The organism is Peribacillus sp. YIM B13481 (assembly GCF_042787985.1).
In the GTDB taxonomy this organism is placed as follows: Bacteria; Bacillota; Bacilli; order Bacillales; family DSM-1321; genus Peribacillus; species Peribacillus simplex_A.
In genome coordinates this window covers 33,573-50,846 of the sequence record NZ_JBHZPE010000014.1, presented here as the reverse complement: position 1 = coordinate 50,846, position 17,274 = coordinate 33,573, and the positions used below count along the sequence as shown (strand labels likewise).

The 17,274-nt window shown below is 38.7% G+C and carries 19 protein-coding genes and 3 pseudogenes; 4 read left to right on the top strand and 18 right to left on the bottom strand.

Annotated features, from left to right (window positions below; all coding sequences use genetic code 11):
- The first annotated feature begins 23 nt into the window (after nt 1-23).
- Complete coding sequence (locus ACFX4X_RS10800; protein ID WP_377383355.1) at nt 24-191, top strand: hypothetical protein; 168 nt, start codon at nt 24-26, stop codon at nt 189-191.
- 234 nt (nt 192-425) lie between these two features.
- Here ACFX4X_RS10800 and ACFX4X_RS10795 read toward each other — a convergent pair whose 3' ends face one another.
- Nucleotides 426-1,160: a ZIP family metal transporter gene (locus ACFX4X_RS10795; RefSeq protein ID WP_377383353.1), complete on the bottom strand. Its 735-nt coding sequence runs from the start codon at nt 1,158-1,160 to the stop codon at nt 426-428.
- A 134-nt stretch (nt 1,161-1,294) separates the two neighbouring features.
- Between ACFX4X_RS10795 and ACFX4X_RS10790 the strand changes: the two are divergent.
- A pseudogene (locus tag ACFX4X_RS10790) lies at nt 1,295-2,344 on the top strand (flavin-containing monooxygenase).
- Nucleotides 2,345-2,419: 75 nt separating this feature from the next.
- Nucleotides 2,420-2,743 carry an ArsR/SmtB family transcription factor gene (locus ACFX4X_RS10785; protein ID WP_377383351.1) on the top strand — a complete coding sequence of 108 codons (324 nt, stop codon included), beginning with the start codon at nt 2,420-2,422 and terminating at the stop codon, nt 2,741-2,743.
- On the opposite strand, the gene ACFX4X_RS10780 is transcribed toward ACFX4X_RS10785, so the two are convergent.
- The 6 genes from ACFX4X_RS10780 to ACFX4X_RS10755 all read right to left on the bottom strand — a co-directional run bounded on the left by ACFX4X_RS10780 (nt 2,737) and on the right by ACFX4X_RS10755 (nt 7,179).
- A complete protein-coding gene (locus ACFX4X_RS10780) occupies nt 2,737-3,654 on the bottom strand; it encodes a cation diffusion facilitator family transporter (protein WP_377383349.1) in 918 nt (305 codons plus the stop codon). The genes ACFX4X_RS10785 and ACFX4X_RS10780 overlap by 7 nt on opposite strands.
- Nucleotides 3,655-4,214: 560 nt before the next feature.
- Nucleotides 4,215-5,774 carry a gamma-glutamyltransferase family protein gene (locus tag ACFX4X_RS10775; RefSeq protein ID WP_251437127.1) on the bottom strand — a complete coding sequence of 520 codons (1,560 nt, stop codon included), beginning with the start codon at nt 5,772-5,774 and terminating at the stop codon, nt 4,215-4,217.
- Nucleotides 5,774-6,082, bottom strand: coding sequence for a hypothetical protein (locus tag ACFX4X_RS10770; protein ID WP_125161340.1), 309 nt, complete (start codon nt 6,080-6,082; stop codon nt 5,774-5,776). The genes ACFX4X_RS10775 and ACFX4X_RS10770 overlap by 1 nt, the downstream gene beginning before the upstream one ends.
- 168 nt (nt 6,083-6,250) lie before the next feature.
- Nucleotides 6,251-6,367 carry a M23 family metallopeptidase gene (locus ACFX4X_RS10765; RefSeq protein WP_081109057.1) on the bottom strand — a complete coding sequence of 39 codons (117 nt, stop codon included), beginning with the start codon at nt 6,365-6,367 and terminating at the stop codon, nt 6,251-6,253.
- A complete protein-coding gene (locus ACFX4X_RS10760; protein WP_377383346.1) occupies nt 6,360-7,004 on the bottom strand; it encodes a M23 family metallopeptidase in 645 nt (214 codons plus the stop codon). Before ACFX4X_RS10760 ends, ACFX4X_RS10765 begins: the two co-directional genes overlap by 8 nt.
- Nucleotides 6,997-7,179, bottom strand: a complete 183-nt coding sequence (locus ACFX4X_RS10755; RefSeq protein WP_061466433.1) for a hypothetical protein — start codon at nt 7,177-7,179, stop codon at nt 6,997-6,999. The genes ACFX4X_RS10760 and ACFX4X_RS10755 overlap by 8 nt, the downstream gene beginning before the upstream one ends.
- 137 nt (nt 7,180-7,316) lie before the next feature.
- Here ACFX4X_RS10755 and ACFX4X_RS10750 point away from each other — a divergent pair.
- Nucleotides 7,317-8,746 (top strand): annotated as a pseudogene (locus ACFX4X_RS10750) (IS4 family transposase).
- Nucleotides 8,747-9,131: 385 nt separating this feature from the next.
- On the opposite strand, the gene ACFX4X_RS10745 reads toward ACFX4X_RS10750, so the two are convergent.
- The 11 genes and pseudogenes from ACFX4X_RS10745 to ACFX4X_RS10695 all read right to left on the bottom strand — a co-directional run bounded on the left by ACFX4X_RS10745 (nt 9,132) and on the right by ACFX4X_RS10695 (nt 17,092).
- Nucleotides 9,132-9,431: a hypothetical protein gene (locus ACFX4X_RS10745; protein WP_230137289.1), complete on the bottom strand. Its 300-nt coding sequence runs from the start codon at nt 9,429-9,431 to the stop codon at nt 9,132-9,134.
- A 215-nt stretch (nt 9,432-9,646) separates the two neighbouring features.
- Nucleotides 9,647-10,090, bottom strand: a complete 444-nt coding sequence (locus tag ACFX4X_RS10740; RefSeq protein WP_377383344.1) for a disulfide oxidoreductase — start codon at nt 10,088-10,090, stop codon at nt 9,647-9,649.
- Nucleotides 10,090-10,770, bottom strand: coding sequence for a DsbA family protein (locus ACFX4X_RS10735; protein ID WP_377383342.1), 681 nt, complete (start codon nt 10,768-10,770; stop codon nt 10,090-10,092). The genes ACFX4X_RS10740 and ACFX4X_RS10735 overlap by 1 nt, the downstream gene beginning before the upstream one ends.
- A 40-nt stretch (nt 10,771-10,810) precedes the next feature.
- Nucleotides 10,811-11,026 carry a hypothetical protein gene (locus ACFX4X_RS10730; RefSeq protein WP_377383340.1) on the bottom strand — a complete coding sequence of 72 codons (216 nt, stop codon included), beginning with the start codon at nt 11,024-11,026 and terminating at the stop codon, nt 10,811-10,813.
- 1,307 nt (nt 11,027-12,333) lie between these two features.
- Nucleotides 12,334-13,545: an FAD-dependent monooxygenase gene (locus ACFX4X_RS10725; RefSeq protein ID WP_377383338.1), complete on the bottom strand. Its 1,212-nt coding sequence runs from the start codon at nt 13,543-13,545 to the stop codon at nt 12,334-12,336.
- An 18-nt stretch (nt 13,546-13,563) separates the two neighbouring features.
- Nucleotides 13,564-13,950: an acyl-CoA thioesterase gene (locus tag ACFX4X_RS10720; protein ID WP_377383336.1), complete on the bottom strand. Its 387-nt coding sequence runs from the start codon at nt 13,948-13,950 to the stop codon at nt 13,564-13,566.
- Nucleotides 13,951-13,965: 15 nt separating this feature from the next.
- Nucleotides 13,966-14,148, bottom strand: coding sequence for a hypothetical protein (locus ACFX4X_RS10715; RefSeq protein WP_377383335.1), 183 nt, complete (start codon nt 14,146-14,148; stop codon nt 13,966-13,968).
- A gap of 243 nt (nt 14,149-14,391) precedes the next feature.
- Nucleotides 14,392-15,576, bottom strand: a pseudogene (locus ACFX4X_RS10710) (acetyl-CoA C-acetyltransferase).
- A gap of 40 nt (nt 15,577-15,616) precedes the next feature.
- Nucleotides 15,617-15,754, bottom strand: a complete 138-nt coding sequence (locus ACFX4X_RS10705) for a hypothetical protein (RefSeq protein ID WP_377383334.1) — start codon at nt 15,752-15,754, stop codon at nt 15,617-15,619.
- A 14-nt stretch (nt 15,755-15,768) separates the two neighbouring features.
- The gene (locus ACFX4X_RS10700) at nt 15,769-16,422 is read right to left on the bottom strand and encodes a 3-oxoacid CoA-transferase subunit B (RefSeq protein WP_377383332.1); all 654 of its coding nucleotides are present in this window, start codon (nt 16,420-16,422) and stop codon (nt 15,769-15,771) included.
- Nucleotides 16,406-17,092, bottom strand: coding sequence for a CoA transferase subunit A (locus ACFX4X_RS10695; protein ID WP_377383330.1), 687 nt, complete (start codon nt 17,090-17,092; stop codon nt 16,406-16,408). The genes ACFX4X_RS10700 and ACFX4X_RS10695 overlap by 17 nt, the downstream gene beginning before the upstream one ends.
- Nucleotides 17,093-17,274 lie beyond the last annotated feature (182 nt).

The following is a 17,274-nucleotide window of genomic DNA, read 5'->3' as shown; positions in this document are numbered from 1 at the left end:
GAGTACAGTTATGGGGGCTGGCCGTGTACATTGGTTTAGGAATAATCGTAGTCGCACTTGCGCTACTTTGCTTTATAACAGGGCTACACTTGCTAAAGGAAAAGAATAAACTTTGGTTGGTGATTGGTGTCTTTTCCCTCGCAATACTAATTGCCATTTCAGTGTTTCTATCATTGAATGGCAATCGTTAGGTCACTTGTAAAAATCATCATCACCAAGGGGGGTTCTTTAAATATAAGCATTCCTTAAAGTAGGTGTACGTCCTTTTATAGATAAGAGAATCCTGCCCTCTGTATTTTTGGGGGGCAGGATTTATTTTGTTGAATACAAATTTGTCATTATAATGACAAGTCACATAATCCGTCTATAGCTTTAACCCACCGTGTGGAGTATTCGTTTCTTTTAAATACGGCTAGAACTATTTATCAATGGCTAAAGGCAGCGATTTGCAGGAATAGAAAGGTTAGGAATCCAGCCAAAGCAGCTCCGAACATCAATGGGGTGAAACGGTCGGAAGCCCCCTTCCATAGTATTTCATAGAGAGTGACATAACTTAGGGTACCAAGAGCTGCTCCCAAAAGCAGGGTTTGGACCTTTATTGACCCAGTATTTATTGTGATTCCAATATATGAAGTGGTACCAACTGCAAAGGAAAGCAAAAGGCTAAACACCCAAAAAACTTTAGGGTTGGCATTTGAAATCATGACTGAAACCATCAAGACCATGCCTTCCGGAAAGTGATGAATCAGAATGGCCGAGAACAGGGATAGATTTTGGAATTGCGGGTCCTGAAAACTCATGCCTAAGGCCAAGCCTGTAGGTATGCTGTGAATGAAGAGTGCAAGGAACAGGAAAATGTACATTTGGGGCTTCTCAATATGTAAACCTTTCACGTTATGTAGAACGTGATCCATAATTATCATGAAGAAGATTCCTGAGGACATTCCAGCAAGTATGCCAAGGGAATTGTAATCACTAATCGTTTCCGGAAAGATTTCTAATCCCAATAACGCGACTAATAATCCACCACAGAACATATGTAACAGCGAATGATTATTCCTAAAAACCCCACCCATATATTTGGTGGCAAGGCCTCCTAAGCCTGTACCAAGGAAAATCATCATCATTATAAACAGGCTGATCTTCAGGCCATCTAACATAAACAACCTCCATTAATAAATGTTTGGTACATTATATTCATAATTTGGAGGTTAAGCTCTTTTATTTTGCTTTTGCACTGAACCATCATTAAGATATAATATGAATATATGCTCATATTATAATATTGAGGTGAATGAACTTGATTATTTTAGATACAATCATAGTCGGGGCCGGTCAGGCAGGGCTCTGCATGGGGTATTAGCTCTCTAAGACCGAGCAAACTTTTATCATCATTGATGGAGGGACCCGAATCGGGGATACTTGGAGAAAAAGGTATAATTCTCTGACTTTATTTACACCAAGATACCTTAGTTCCCTGCCAGGATTAACTCTAAAGGGGCATCCACAAGGATTTCCAACTAAAGACGAGGTAGCAGATTACCTTGAACAATATGCCCTAACTTTTGAGTTACCGATCCAAATGGAAACAGAAGTGATGGTTATGGATAAACAGGACGACACTTTTTTCCTGACGACGACAAAAGGCACATTTCAAGCAAGACAAGTCATTATCGCCACAGGCCCATTTCAAACACCTTTCATTCCGGAAATTGCTAGGAATCTTTCACCCATGGTATTTCAAATACACTCTTCATGGTATCGGGAACCTTCTCAACTAAAACCAGGTATTTCAGTAGTCGTGGGTGGAGGTAATTCAGGGGCTCAAATTGCAGTCGAACTTGCTGCAACGAGGAAAGTTTATCTCTCGGTAGGTCAAAAACCACGTCATCTACCGTTATCCATTTTAGGGAAAAGCACATTTTGGTGGTTCGACCGGCTCGGGCTACTGAGGGCGAAAAGGGACTCTAGAATAGGCCAAAAACTTAGAAACGCAGGTGACCCAATTTTCGGTAATGACCTTAAGGAATTGATAAGAGACGGTAAAATAAATATTTTGCCACGAGCTTTTAAATGCGAAGGACATTCAATGGGGTTCTTGGGCAGTGAGGAGCTGGATGTCCAGAACGTTATTTGGGCAACTGGATTCAAATCAAGTTACAGTTGGATTAACATTCCTTTCGTATGGGACGAAAGTGGCAACCCTATCCAACAAAGAGGCCTTTCCAATGTCGATGGCTTGTATTTTTTAGGAAGACCCTGGCAGCACAAGCGCGGTTCGGCCCTCTTGACGGGAGTCGGTGAAGATGCAGAGTATTTAGCCCAGGTCATTGGTAACAATTAAAAAAATCATGGGCATAAAATGCCCATGATTTTTAGTTCATATTTTTTGTTATAATTAGTATAGGGAGTTGATCACTTGGAGAACCAAAATGATAATCATCACTTGACAGATAACCTTGATGAAGAAACATTATTTATCGTTTCGCAAACTTTTAAAGCTTTATCAGACCCGACCCGCTTACGCATTCTACACTTACTGTTTCACGGGGAATACTCTGTAAATGACATTGCCGATAAACTATCTTTGCTTCAATCGACCGTATCACACCAGCTTCGCTTTCTTAAGAACTTGCGTTTGGTGAAATTTCGTAGGGAAGGAACCACCCTTTTCTACACGCATGATGATGAACATGTAATGGGTCTCTTGAAACAGGCCATTGATCATGCTAACCATCAATAGTTACATGTACTATGCGGACTTGCGCATCCCTGGTCTGCATTCTCCACCTGGAGCGTACTGTGATCAAACCCAAATTCATCGTGAAGGATCTTTTGCGCTTGATGGAGTATCGTATCATGGCTTCCTTCCCCACTAAACACGATGTGACAGCTTAACATTGGCATCTCAGAAGTGATGGACCAGACATGAAGGTCATGAACATCTTCAACTTGAGGGATGCCCTGTAGCGTTTCCTTTACTTTTTGTATGTCTATTTGTGAAGGGGTCCCCTCCATCAGGACATGGAAGGAATCCTTCGTCACCCTCCATCCGCTAATAATGATCAAAAAGGCCACAATGATACTGGCAATTGGATCAGCGATACCCCATCCAAAAAACATGATTAACACCGCGGCCACAATTGCTCCCACCGATCCCAGCATGTCCCCTAGGACATGTAAAAATGCACTCCGTACGTTCAGGTTTGTGTCCTTATCTCCTTTCATTAAGATAGCTGCAGCGATGATGTTCACGATTAACCCTAATACCGAGATTAATAGCATCCCCTTGCTTTGCACTTCAGGTGGGTTCATCAACCTTCGATACGACTCATAGAAAATGTAAAGGGAAATAACAATTAGCGTAATTCCATTTAAAGATGCCGCAATGATTTCGAACCGTCTATACCCGAACGTATTAGTGGCTGACGCTTTTCTTTCCCCTAACTTGATGGCAACTAAGCTAAGCCCTAATGCAGCTGCATCGCTAAGCATATGACCTGCATCAGACAGTAAAGCCAAACTGTTAGTGACTAGTCCACCAATTACTTCAACAACCATAAAACTAGTGATAATTATAAATGATAAAAATAATGCTTTTTTATTTCCCGACCCGTGACTATGACCATGGGAATGTCCGTGATTATGTCCCATTCCAAACACCCTCTCCATATATGAATATATGCTCATATATATTATGTAATATATAATTAGTTAGTTCAACATTTTTTTATTATTCCCCTCAAAAGGATTTTAAAAACAGTATACAGATGGTTATGATATTTATGGTATATACACAGTAATTACTCATACTAGTGTTTTAAAAATAAACTTAATTTAATTGAACCATAATAAAAAGGACCCTAGTAAAACTAGAGTCCTCTTTCAAATAAAACAATCTTAACCAAGAGCTTGTAAAGCCCCTGCCGTAATCGGTTTTGTCCCTATTTACTTAAAGGGGTCCTACCACATAGCCATCAAGGTAAGATATCATAATACCCCCAGAACGAAAATTTTGTGTATCTTACTCGTTTTTATCGTTTTGGGGTAACTCGTTATTGCTAGCTTGATGGCGATGTGGCTGTACCCCAATCGGAGATAATGTTGCTGGATGTTATAGCAATCCAAGTCCAGCAACTACTCCTGCTATAATTGCAATTGGGCCAATTACTCCTACGATTTGTTTTACGATCATTATTCAATCCTCCATTATTTTATTTAGTATCTTTTTCCCATGAACCGTGACGCCGTAAGTCTGCGTCACCTTTAATCCTATTTTTCTTTAAATCTTTGACGAGCGCTTGAACGCCTCCATAGAACATTGGGTTATCATTAGTTTCCAAATCATACCCATATGTTTTTAGCTGATCTTTTGTTTGTTCATTCAATTCAGCTTCTGAATAAAACTTATGCGACTCGAAAATCACTCGTTTGCTTTCAATGGATTTCTTAATTGATTGGTTATTTTCAAAATAGTTCCCCATTACTTGCATTAGCACTTGTGGAATTCGATTTCCACCCGGTGTACCGATGGCCATTATCCATTCGTCACCTTCTCGAATAATAGTTGGCGCTGTGAACGTTCTCGGGCGCTTTCCTTCTTCGATTTTATTAATTCCTTCACCGAACGTACTAAGCGTATTATTTAAAAAGAAACCATCTACATATTTACCGCTTCCGAAAAAGTTACTGAGTGTGTTCGTTGTAGAGACAACCGTTCCATCACCATCTATGACAACGAAGTGGGTTGTACTTTCGTGCTCTTCCACGTCACTAACTTTCGTTTTGTTAGCTTGGGTTTCATTAATTTGTTTAATTAATAAATTTACGTAGTGATCATCCACCCAGTCATCAGATGCTTGTTTAATAAATGATGGGTCAGCCATCTTTTTCAAACGATCTTGATACGCCACTTTCGAAATTTCACTGAGATAATGATAGAAAAGGCTTGGGTGTTTCTCTTTTAAACTCCAAACATCTTCTTTGTCGGCCATTTTCAACATTTGAATTAATGTTGCACCTGAAAACGGAGGAGGTGCGCTGATGATTTCATGCCCTTTATAAGTCGTCATTAAAGGCTTTCGTTCCACAGGCTTATACTCACGTAGATCACGTACTGAAATTTCTGTTTCACCCTGTATTTCATCTGCAATTTCACCTTTATAAAAAGCATTTGGTCCTTCTTCTTTGATGGTTTGCAACGTGTCTGCTAACTCCGACTGCTTTAAAGTATCACCAGTATCAATCGCTTTTCCATTTGAATAAAAGCTTTTTAGTTCTTGCTCATCAATGTTGCCGCTATACGATATGAGATGATCATGCAAATCTTGATCCACCGTAAAACCTTTTTCTGCATATCCAATAGCAGGATCAATTAACTCATTCATCGGCAACGTCCCATATTTGTGATGAATATAATCCATACCAGCGACGAATCCTGGTACACCTACTTCTTCACCTTTATCATCATTAGGTGCTACCTCTCGGTAATCAATAAATGTCGGAGAGGCATCGGCACGATCGATTAACATTCCTCCGCCTCCGCCAATTCCTGAGGCATAAGGTTCAACAACTCCAAGCGTATACGAAATCGCAATAGCAGCATCAACAGCTGTTCCCCCGTTTTTTAATACATCCATTCCAACTTTCGTTGCAAGCGGATCTGATGTACTAACCGCATATTCTTGTTTCGGAAACATGAATTGATAAGCATATACACCGACTACGAGTGAAAAGATGAGAATGGATGCGATTATTACGTTTCGTTTTTTCATCATCTTTCACCTCCTTCATGTACAGACCTACTGAAGTTCGTTTGAATATACTTCTTATTATTAACAGGCGTATCATTTGTTTGTTTATTTTTACGTTCTTTTGCTCGTTCCACAACGTGTGAGTGATCTAACTTAATTTCAAATTTATCTTTCTTTTGTTCTAAACGTGCTTCGTTTGATGCATATTTCGTTAAATCATTATAAAAAGATAAGTCACCCAAATACTTCTCTTTTAATGAATCAATATATCCTTCAAAATTAAAAGATACATATCGAATAGGTGTTACTGGTGTGAAAAAAGCTGGCATATTAAACCCTCCTTTAAATTTTTAAAGATGCGAAATTATCCACATCGATTTAAAACGTTTTTAAACGGCTTTATTTTTGTTTTTAGAACATTTAAGACTCATACCCTTACCTTTGACCAAAAAGTCCCGCAAAATCGATTCTGTGAAGCCGTTTTTTAGTTATCTGGGTTATAAACCGATAAATGGTGACGGATCAATCCGAGATCCATTTTGAAAAATCTCAAAATGTAAATGTGGACCCGTTGACGAACCCGAGTTGCCACACTTCCCGACTACATCACCCATTTCCACAACCCAGACTTACACTTAAACCGGATAAATGGGCGTATGTCGTTTTAGAACCATTTCCATGATCCACCCACACATAAAGTCCGTATCCTTCTTTATGATTATTCGGGTTTTGCCAACCGGCATAAACCACCTTACCGTCTTTTGAAGCTGGGACCGATTGGCCAATACTACACGCAAAATCAATTCTATCTGCATTTCCTAGCCGATCCCCACCTGGATATGACCAACCAATCCAAGTTAAAACCATGAATTGCAAATGTCCGATTGCCCCGACCGAGGACACCATAGTTTCTAATGTTGAAAACCTGGTTTCTACCCGGTGATGAGCCGCAAGCAGATTCCACGGAACCCCGTATTTTTCTTCAGCAGCTTTATAAACGGGAAGGTATTCAGCAGGGATTTCATTTTCTCCAATTTGCGAAATCTCCCCTCCAATGATCTTTGTTTCACCTTCTTCCGTCATCGTTCCAAAGATCATGAGAAACATGAACATAAACCCGAATAACAGAAGAAGCATAACCAGCAAAGGCGAAGAAGCTAACAAACTGCCCCCAATCAACCATTTCCACCACTTAGATCCTTGGTTAACTTCTTCCTTGCCAATTGATTCAACAGCAGCCTGTTCACTCATCGATCCTCACCCCGTCCACATTCCAAGTGTCGCCATTGGCTTTAAGTAAGACAGAATAGGGAGTGATAACCTTTTGCTTTTTCCCTTCAGTATCGGTTTGCTCGCTTGTTACTTCAATATTCCATATTTGCGTTTCTTCTTGAAAATCCCCTGGTGTAGCAGAAGTATTTTTCACTTCAATTTTTTGACCGTCTAACGTTCCCCTTTTAGGGGTTCCACCACATGCCCATCAAGCTAAGGGCAAATCATTTCCCCAAAAGCGAAAAAAACGCTATCCTTTCTGTAATATCATGGAAAGGCTGGTGTTTTTTTATGAGTCGCGAAATTTCAGACGAACTTACCCTCTTTTCACAGGAACTACAACGATCCTTGGCTCCACAAGCTCTCCAAGAGCTAGCTAAAAAGGTAGGTTTTGTTCAAAGGACGAGTAAGTACCAAGCTAAAGATTTAATAGCGTTGTGCGTGTGGTTAAGCCAAAAAGTAGCGAGTACTTCCCTAACACAGTTATGTAGTTGTTTAGAATCTTCAACGGGAGTCTTGATAAGTCCTGAAGGACTCAATCAACGATTTAATCCTTCGGCTGTCAAGTTCTTAGAACAGGTATTTACTTCCTGCTTACTCAAAAGCTATATGCCTCTCAGGCTCTTCCTCATCGTTACGCTTCTCAGTTTCAGCGTATACGAATCTTGGATTCTACGACCTTTCAACTCCCAGACATGTTTGCCTCAGCCTATCAAGGATCTGGAGGCAGTAGTCATACAGCTGGCGTAAAGGTTCAATTAGAATATGATCTCCTCAGTGGTCAATTCCTGCACGTTCACTCAGGACCTGGTAAACAAAATGATAAAACCTACGGTTCTACGTGCTTACAAACGGTAGAAACGGGTGACTTATGTATACGTGATTTAGGTTATTTTGACTTGAAAGATCTCTATCAAATGGGTAAGAAAGGAGCCTATTATATCTCTCGCTTAAAATTAAACACTCGGATTCATCTGCGAAATTCTAATCCCGAATACTTCAAAAATGGAACGGTCAAAAAACAAACCGAGTATATTCAATTGGATATGGAAGAGATTATGCATCAATTAAAACCAGGACAAACCTATGAGATCTCTGACGTTTACATTGGCCAGTATCAAAAGTTGCCGACTAGAGTCATTATCCACCGGCTTACGGAAGAACAAACCCGAAAACGGTGGGAAAATCAAGCCCTAAAGGAGAAAAAGAAAGGGATTGTCATGAAAGAACGCATTAAACGATTGAGTGCTATGAATGTATACATAACCAATGCTCTACCCGAAGATGTTGCAACGGAACATGTTCACGATCTTTATTCCTTACGTTGGCAAATCGAATTACTCTTTAAAACTTGGAAATCCTTCTTTGAAATAGATGATTGTAAAGAGATCAAAAAAGAGCGATTAGAATGTCATCTCTATGGTCAACTGATTGGCATTCTTCTCTGTTCCTCTACCATGTTTCAAATGCGACAACTACTCCTCATCCAGAAAAAACGAGAACTTAGTGAATATAAAGCTATTTATATCATCAAAGACTATTTTTTACTGCTGTTTCAAGCGATACAAAAAAGCACCCAAGAGCTATCAAAGATTCTACTTCGCCTGTTTGTCCTCCTACAGAAAAACGGGCGAAAATCCCACCGTTATGAGAAAAAGACAGTCTTTGATATATTGGGTGTTGTCTATCAGTATACCATGTGTCACAAGAGTGCAGCATAGCGAAAAAAAATGACCTATCAGAGGCTTATTTGGCATGTCTTTCTTTAATTGCATGAACGATTATCTTGTAGAAATAGATCTACTTTAAGTACTCTTTGGTGTTAGCTTGATGGGCATGGGGTGCCGCCAACATTTTGACATAAAACCCATGTTAATATAATAAATGGAAATGAAAAACTGGTTTCTCCCACGCTAAGTAGATATCAGCATCATTTTATATCTTTAATGGTCGTATTCAAATCAAATGAATATTCTCCAAGTAAATTTATATGTTCCCAACCTAGTCCCTTTGCTTTTAATATTTTTGTGGCCACTGTAAGGTAAACTAGTATGTCGACAGTCTGACAGCCATTTTAATGGTTGTTTTATTATTGTACATTTAATTTTATTGTTCATGCGTCCAAGTGACTGATTCACCTGTTGATGGGCAGCTTGGGAACTTTTCTCCTTGCTGAAGCACCACATGTTCTCCATCTGCATCTAGATAATGTCCTGATTCCATAACAGTTTCTCCAGTTCTATGAACGTGGCTTGCATGAGTCCAGGTTGTAGAATTTCCTGTGGAAGGACATTCAGGAAATGTTTCCCCTTGATGCAGTTCTTTTTTTTCTCCAGTAGTACAAATGTAAGCACCAGCTTCTGATACAGTTTCTCCTGTGTGGTGATGGTCTGTGATGTGAGTCATAAGAATTCCTCCTTTTGATTTAACTAAACAACAACTGATAGTTTCTCACAGACCCATTAAATTATTCATATTAAATGAAGGAAGAAATCGCAAGAAATAATGAATCCCCACGATTCCCAAAAGCACGATAAAAGCTACTTTTCCTTTTTGGAGGCTTTTCTAAAATATAAAACAAAAGGAATTGCCTACCCACTCCTCCTCTACCACTAGTTATATTAAATTCCTTTTTTGGTATTTTGTGTTTTTATAAGAACCATAGACACAATAATCAAAGTAAAAGCCGTTAAGGCTAAAAAGGGGATCGTTACAAAACCAAGCCAGTTGATATATTGGGCATTACACGGGACACCGTTAACACAAGGCTTTATTTCTGCAAAGCCAGGAACTTTTTGTATCAAGTAATGATAAATAGAAATAAACCAACCAATAATTGCCATAGGCAATACAAACTTCTTTACTGATGAGTCATTTTGAAAGGTGCCAATCCCAAGAATTAAAGCTAAAGGATACATTAATATCCGTTGGTACCAACATAGTTCACATGGAATAAAACCACGTATTTCACTAAAATAAAGACTCCCTAGCGTAGCCACTGTTGAAACAAGCCATGCTAAATAGAGAAAAAATTGTCTATTGAATCCGGCCTTAGCCTCCTTCATTATTCATTACCTTCTAGTTCTTGCTCAATAAGGCTTTTTATTTTTTCATAATCAAAAGGATCTTTTAGCATTGTCCCATTCACCACTATTGTTGGAGTTTGCTGTATCTTAAACTCTTCTACTAATTCTGTATCCTTATTTACTTCTCCCATCACTAACTCCTGTTCAATATCTGATTCCAATTTATCTGCATCAATGCCAGGTATAGCTTTAGCTACTTCTAGTATTTTCTCTTGCGTTATCCATAATCCATCATGATTTTGACTTGGCTGTTCCTTAAATAACCCTTTGTGAAATTCCCAATACGCATCTGGAGAGTTTTTAAATACTGATTCAGCAGCGACTGCACCTAACTGTGATTCATCTCCATGAAATAGTACATTTATATAAGAGAATTTCACTTTTCCATTATCGACATAATCTTCAACTAATTTAGGGAAAACCGTTTCTCCCCATGCCTTACAAGATGGACATTTAAAATCACCAAACTCTACAACGGATATAGGGGCATCGGCTTCCCCTATAGTCGGTTGTCCTTCAATAGGCGGCTTTTTTCCTGTGGTAGATACATTGGTTGTTTTTGAGTTCAAATTATTGATAACAACTAGTGCAGCGATTATAGCCAATATAACAGTGGTAAGTATAACTGCAATTTTAAAACTAGAATTCTTACTTTTCATCTCATTTCACCTCTTATTGTATTTTTAAATGATGCAAACTTTATTGGATGCTGACCATTAAAGTTAAATAACCCGTTACGACGCATAGTATGCTCATTGTGAAACTCAATAGGATAGGAGCCTTTTTTATGTATGACAATATGGTTAACCCTAAAAAGGATAATCCGGCTATCAATAACATCGCGCTATCAATGCCTAAATCTAGGACAATTTCTAAATCACGCGTTATGGTTCCCTGATAGAAAAGGTCAAACAATCGTGAAACTCCTGAAGATGCTACTGTCGTTTCAACACTAAAATAGCGAAAGTAATATACCGATAAAATAAACTACTAAGGTTTTTGGTACCTAATTCCCTATTTTTAAGTACTATAGGATCGATATTTGATTGATCTTGAATATCTATTGTTTCCATTTTACCCCTCCACCCATCCGTATATCTTACTTAAAGAATCAAACTTTTGGTTTATTTTTCTAGTTTAGAGTAAATGATTGGACGTCACCAAAAAGTATCGCCATTTTATATGTTTCCATTTTTGCAGTCTTAGCTACCTTCTTTACGACAGTTAAATATTCGTAAACGAAAACACTCTAATTAGATTCACCAATTACCCCAAATACATGTGTGAATACAAAAATCCGAAGAGAAAACGGTTTCATTTTTTTAAAAAAATAGTCATGTTAATACAGCTTGATATACAAATCTATTTTCGTTTGGCTGTATTGTCTTATTTCATCGTTTTATGATAATTCTGTTCTATTTAATAGTAATAGATTGAGAGACATTGTTTACAGTAACTTAGAAGCCTTGCTTTTGGTAGAACAATTTCAGTTGTCATATAATTTCTCCTTTATTAAAATTATTTCTAAAATGAAAAAAACGATGAAATTGTATTTTGTAAAATATTTATATTTAATAATAGTAATTGTTAGTGTATACACCATGTCAATAGCTTACAATAGGTTAGTTTTCGAGTATTATATAAAAAAATGGTGTTAGACCATATTTTTGCAGGGGGGCTGCCTAACGAAATAACTTGTCTAACTTTATGGGGTCAGTACAAAATGAGTGCTCTTTTCACTTCCACCTTATCGCTCCGTCACGACCCCTTGTACGTTGCGACATTTAATTCATAAACTCTTCCAGATCCCGACGACACAATTCTACTTTCTTTTTTACCAGGCTTCTTTCTCTGGTCATTCGAGGGTTTCATCGTTCTTACCAAAAACAACAACCGATTATTCGAATGCTTTATTTAAAATCTTTCCTAATTTCATGAACAATCTTTAGTATCCCAATTTTCGTCTTAACTATTTCGATTTTCAGATCCTTAAAATATACCCACTTTAGCTAAAGTGGCCTACTTATACTTATTTAGTCCCGAATTTAATTGTGTAAATAGTGATTTTTCAATGGAGAAATACTACTCTTTGGGCTGGATTATAAATTGTTAGTTAACAAAGTCGAATAAGAAATATGTTAGTACAGCACATTTCTTATTCGACTTCATTTTCCTCCATCATTCCACTTGCAAACAGCAACGATGCTAAAGCCCAGAATAAATTAGTACTTTGTTGATAATGCTGGTGGACCAGAACGTGGTCCGAATGGGCCTTCGTCTAACCATTTTCCTAATTTCGGAATATGCGGCGCTAAGAAAGCACTAATTTCTCGTTTTAGCTTAATCTCTTCATTTGTACCTTGAATATGTTCAAGAGCTAAGTTTGAACATTCACGATTATATAAACCTGCGCTTAGACGCTCATTCGCTGCTGCTTCAATAGCTGTTCGAGCTTCTTCAACCGTATCAGCTTTTAATGCGTGTGCAATACCTTGTACACCTACTATTGCATCAGGTACCCCAGAGTTTAATCCGCGCGCGCCGAATGGAGCGAATAAATGGGCAGCTTCACCAGCTAAAATGACGCGACGATTTTCATCTGTGTAGCTTTCTGCAACTACTTGATAGAATGTATAGGTTGAAATCCATGTAATACGTTCTGTATATTTCGGATCCATTACTTTTGGAAGCCATTCGCGTACGCCTTCTTCTGAACCGTAGTACGCACGATCATCTTCATCAAATAGCTGTAAGTCGATACGCCAGCCACCTGCAAATGGTACATACATCACATTACGGCCACCAGCATCTGGATGTTGATAATGGAAAATACGTTCCACTGGAAGTGGACTTTTTTCGTCTTCTTTTACATCCACTACGACAAACGCATCACTTGTACGTGGCCCTTTGAATTTGATGCCGACAGACTCTCTTACCTTAGAATGTGCACCATCTGCTGCAACAACATATTTTGCTTTCCAAGTACTCTTTGCGGTTTCAATTATAACGCCTACATTTGAAGGGACTACGTCTTTCACGGGTTCTCCCCATATAAACTCTATATTGGCAGCTTGACATGCTTTAAATAACGCTTTTTCAATTTCACGTTGATGTAAACTTGAGAACGCTGGAATCGTATTTGGTGCTGGTGGCTCATAAACACGTTTATAGATCGATTCGCCTCGATAGCACGTTTTCTTGACAGGCCAAACCACACCGATATTCGCTAATTCAAAACCTAAGCCTGGAGAAATACTTTCTAATAGTTTTAAAGTTTCTTTATGAATATAAATCGCGCGACTGCCTGCACGTTCACGTCCTTCTGGCTCTGCTTCAATAATTGTTGTCTGAATACCTTGGCTGTGTAGTGCAAGGGCAGCCGTCATACCAACTGGTCCTGCACCGATAACTAATACTTCACGTGTGTTTGTCATTTTTACCTACTCCTCTAATCATAGTTTATTTTTCACTTGTTCTGGAATTGCTACTGCCTTTGCACGCCCTTCTGCTGTTGAAGCCCATACTCGCATTTCATAGCCTTCCGCCACAAGTTGATCTTCACAATAAAATTGATGTGATAATTTGAACACTTTTTCTTTTAATAGTACGACTTCTGAGTACACAATCAGTTCTATATTGTATAGAACGGGTCGTTTAAACTCACAATGCGTTTCAATTAAAGGTAATGCCACATTCTCTTTAAATAAAACATCTGTGGGGTGTCCAATCGCTGAGAAAAATTCATGTGTTGCTTCATCCATCCATTTATAAAAATTTGGATAATATACAATGCCCGCAGCGTCCGTGTCGCCCCAATGTACTTTTACTTTATACTCCATTTAACAACCTCCTTCTTATACAGTTACTTTAGATGTACGATTGTCAATAACGCGACGAGCCTTCATTGTAAAACGGGACAAGGAATTGTCTTTCACTTGCTCCACTTCTATTCGTAGACCTACACGTTTGCGTAATAATTGTGCCAAAATTGGTATTACTTCTTCTCGCCTTTCAATTTGAATTTTCACTTGATTCATTTCAAAATCTGTATAGTAAATAATTCGGAAATTTTTTAATCAAATCGAATTTACGAACAATGGCTTCAAGGGATGAAGGATAATTCCATACTATTCCCTCCTACTACTCTTCTATTAATTAACGTATTTATTTTTCTCATAATTCGAAAAATAACTATACTAAAAACCCCACAATCTATTTCTGCATAATTTCAGAAGATTATTTACAGGGATACATATATGTGTTCAAGTCATAGCTCTGTTTTATAATCGCTCCCAAATAGATGCTATCCCTTGCCCCCCACCAATACAGACAGCAGAAGCTCCATACCTTTTGTTACGTCTTTTTAACTCATAGGCAAGGGAAAGAGTAATTCTTACGCCACTAGCCGCAAGTGGATGACCTAGAGCGATCGCACCACCATTCACATTTCCTTTCTCTAGGTCAAAGCCTAATTCTTTCTGGCATGCTAAATACTGAGCGGAGAAAGCTTCATTGATTTCAATTAAGTCCAAATCCTCCACTCTTAATCCTGCTTTTTGTAAAGCATTTTGAATCGCCGGTACTGGACCAATGCCCATGTATTTTGGATCGACACCAACAACATCCCAGGCAACTAGTCTAGCAATGGGCTTCAGACCTTTTTCGGCAGCATATTCGCTAGATGTGACAATAACAGCAGCAGCACCATCAACCATACCACTCGCGTTTCCAGGTGTCACAACACCATTTTCGATAAAGCGGGCTTTTAGTTTACCGAGCTTTTCCATGCTTGTTTTCCGGACATGCTCATCTTCTGCAACGACTCTGCTTCCTTTTCTTTCCTGAACCGTTATCGGAACGATTTCTTCCTTCAAATAGCCTTTTTCCATCGCTGCCAGCGCCCGCTCATGACTTGACAATGCATGACTGTCAATCTCCTCACGAGTGATCCCATATTTTTCTGCTAGATTTTCCGCAGTAACAGACATACTGCACTCACCAAACGTGTCATATAATCCATCCCACACCCAATCTTCTATAACAGGCCCACCCAACTGGCTCCCCCATCTCATTCCAGGAATGACGTGCGGGACTTGACTCATGCTTTCTGTTCCACCGGCCAATACCACTTTTGCTTCGCAGGACATAATTTATCGTGCAGCCGTTAATATGGATTCTACACCAGTTCCGCATAAGCGATTGATCGTCAATGCAGGTACATGGATGGGAAGTCCTGCCTTTAAACCCACATGACGAGCGAGATAATGTGCATCTTTACTGGACTGCTGGACATTTCCAAATACGACTTGATCGATTTCCTCTGGGTGGATTTTCGCTTTATGAATCGCTTGCCGAGCTGCTTCTACTCCTAAATCTGTTGCGGAAATCTCTCTAAATGAGCCTGAAATTTCCGTGAATGCAGTACGTGCTCCTTCTACTAGTACGACGTTGCTCACCCTACACATCTCCTTTTTAATAGAACGCTTTCATTTCAAACACTCATTTTTACTTTTTATATAAATCCTCGGTCAGTTCTGCTTTTATATCGAATTCAGGTAACGATTCTTCGGGAACCAATTGAACATCAGCTGTGAAAAACAGTTTAGACTGCAGCACAAATTCAAGTTCTTTTTTCAAACCCATTTTTTCTTCTTCAGTCAAACCATTGGAACAGTGCTCAAGTACTCTAAGTCGAAGCCAACTTTCTCACTTAACACTTCAATTGTGATGTCCTCAATTATTTCAACAACTTTGACACCATCTTCAGTAAATTCAAATACTGCATAATCGGAAATGAATAAGTCCACTCGTCTAATCCCACTCGTTTTATACGTTAAGTTTTGGACAAGCTTAGACTCTCCCTTTTTATTAAATAAAGTTGCAGCGATAATTACTTTCTTAGCACCTGTCACTAAATCCATTGCTCCGCCAACGCCCAAAATCGGTTGATTTGGTACTGCCCAGTTGGCAATTTCTCCATATACGTCGACCTGTAGTACACCTAAAATTGCAACATCCACATGCCCCCCGCGAATGAGCGCAAAAGAATCAGCACTACTAAAAAAAGACGCCCCTTTTAAATAAGTCACTGGCTCTTTACCCGCATTAATTAAATCGATATCAAGATTCTCTTCTTCAGGAGGTGGCCCTATGCCAAGCAATCCATTTTCTGACTGTAAATAAACCTCTTTATCACCTAAATATTGTGTAACTAATGTGGGGATACCAATCCCTAGATTAACAACTTGTCCTTCTTCCAATTCTTCTGAAATGCGTTTGGCAATTAAATGTCTTTTATCTTGACTCAACATATGTTCCTCCCTTTTTTACAAATTTGCTTTCAATGATGTAATCTACGTAAGCATGTGGTGTCACAATATATTCAGGATCTAATTCTCCAACTTCGACGATTTCATCAACCTCAGCGATGACAACTTTTCCCGCCGTTGCAACCATCGGGTTAAAGTTTCTCGCCGTCGTATGGTAAATTAAATTCCCTAGTTTATCCGCTTTTGCAGCCCTTACAAGAGAAACATCACCCTTAATGGCCTTTTCAAAAATATAGCGCTCCCCGTCAATTTCACGCTCTTCTTTACCTGCTCCAAGCCCTGTTCCTACAGCTGTTTTCGTGTAGAAACCACCAATTCCAGCACCGCCCGCTCTAATCGCTTCTGCAAGTGTCCCTTGAGGAATTAAATCAATCTCTAACTCCCCCTTTTGCCAAGCAGTGACGGCCGGCTTATTCGTTGTGAAAAATGAGCCAATTATCTTCTTGATTTTTCCTTGAACGAATAATTTATGCAATCCCAGACTATCTTCACCTAAATTGTTGCTTACAACTGTTAAGTCACTAATATCAGTTTCTAATAGCTCATTTATAATCGTTAAAGGGCTTCCAGATAAGCCAAATCCACCGACTAGTAACTTATCACCACTTTTAACTAAATTTCTTACTTCACTTGTATCAATAACCTTTTTCATTTTATCCCCTCCAAATGTAAGCGCTTTTCCACTTGCTATTTCGAATAATATCACCATATTTTTTCATTTTGAAGCTTACTATTCTTCTATGTGGTAATTTACTTATTATTTAGAATAATCAATCAAAAATATTTTCTAGGTCTTTCAGATTATAGTGAAAAGGTATCTTTTTTCATCCAAAG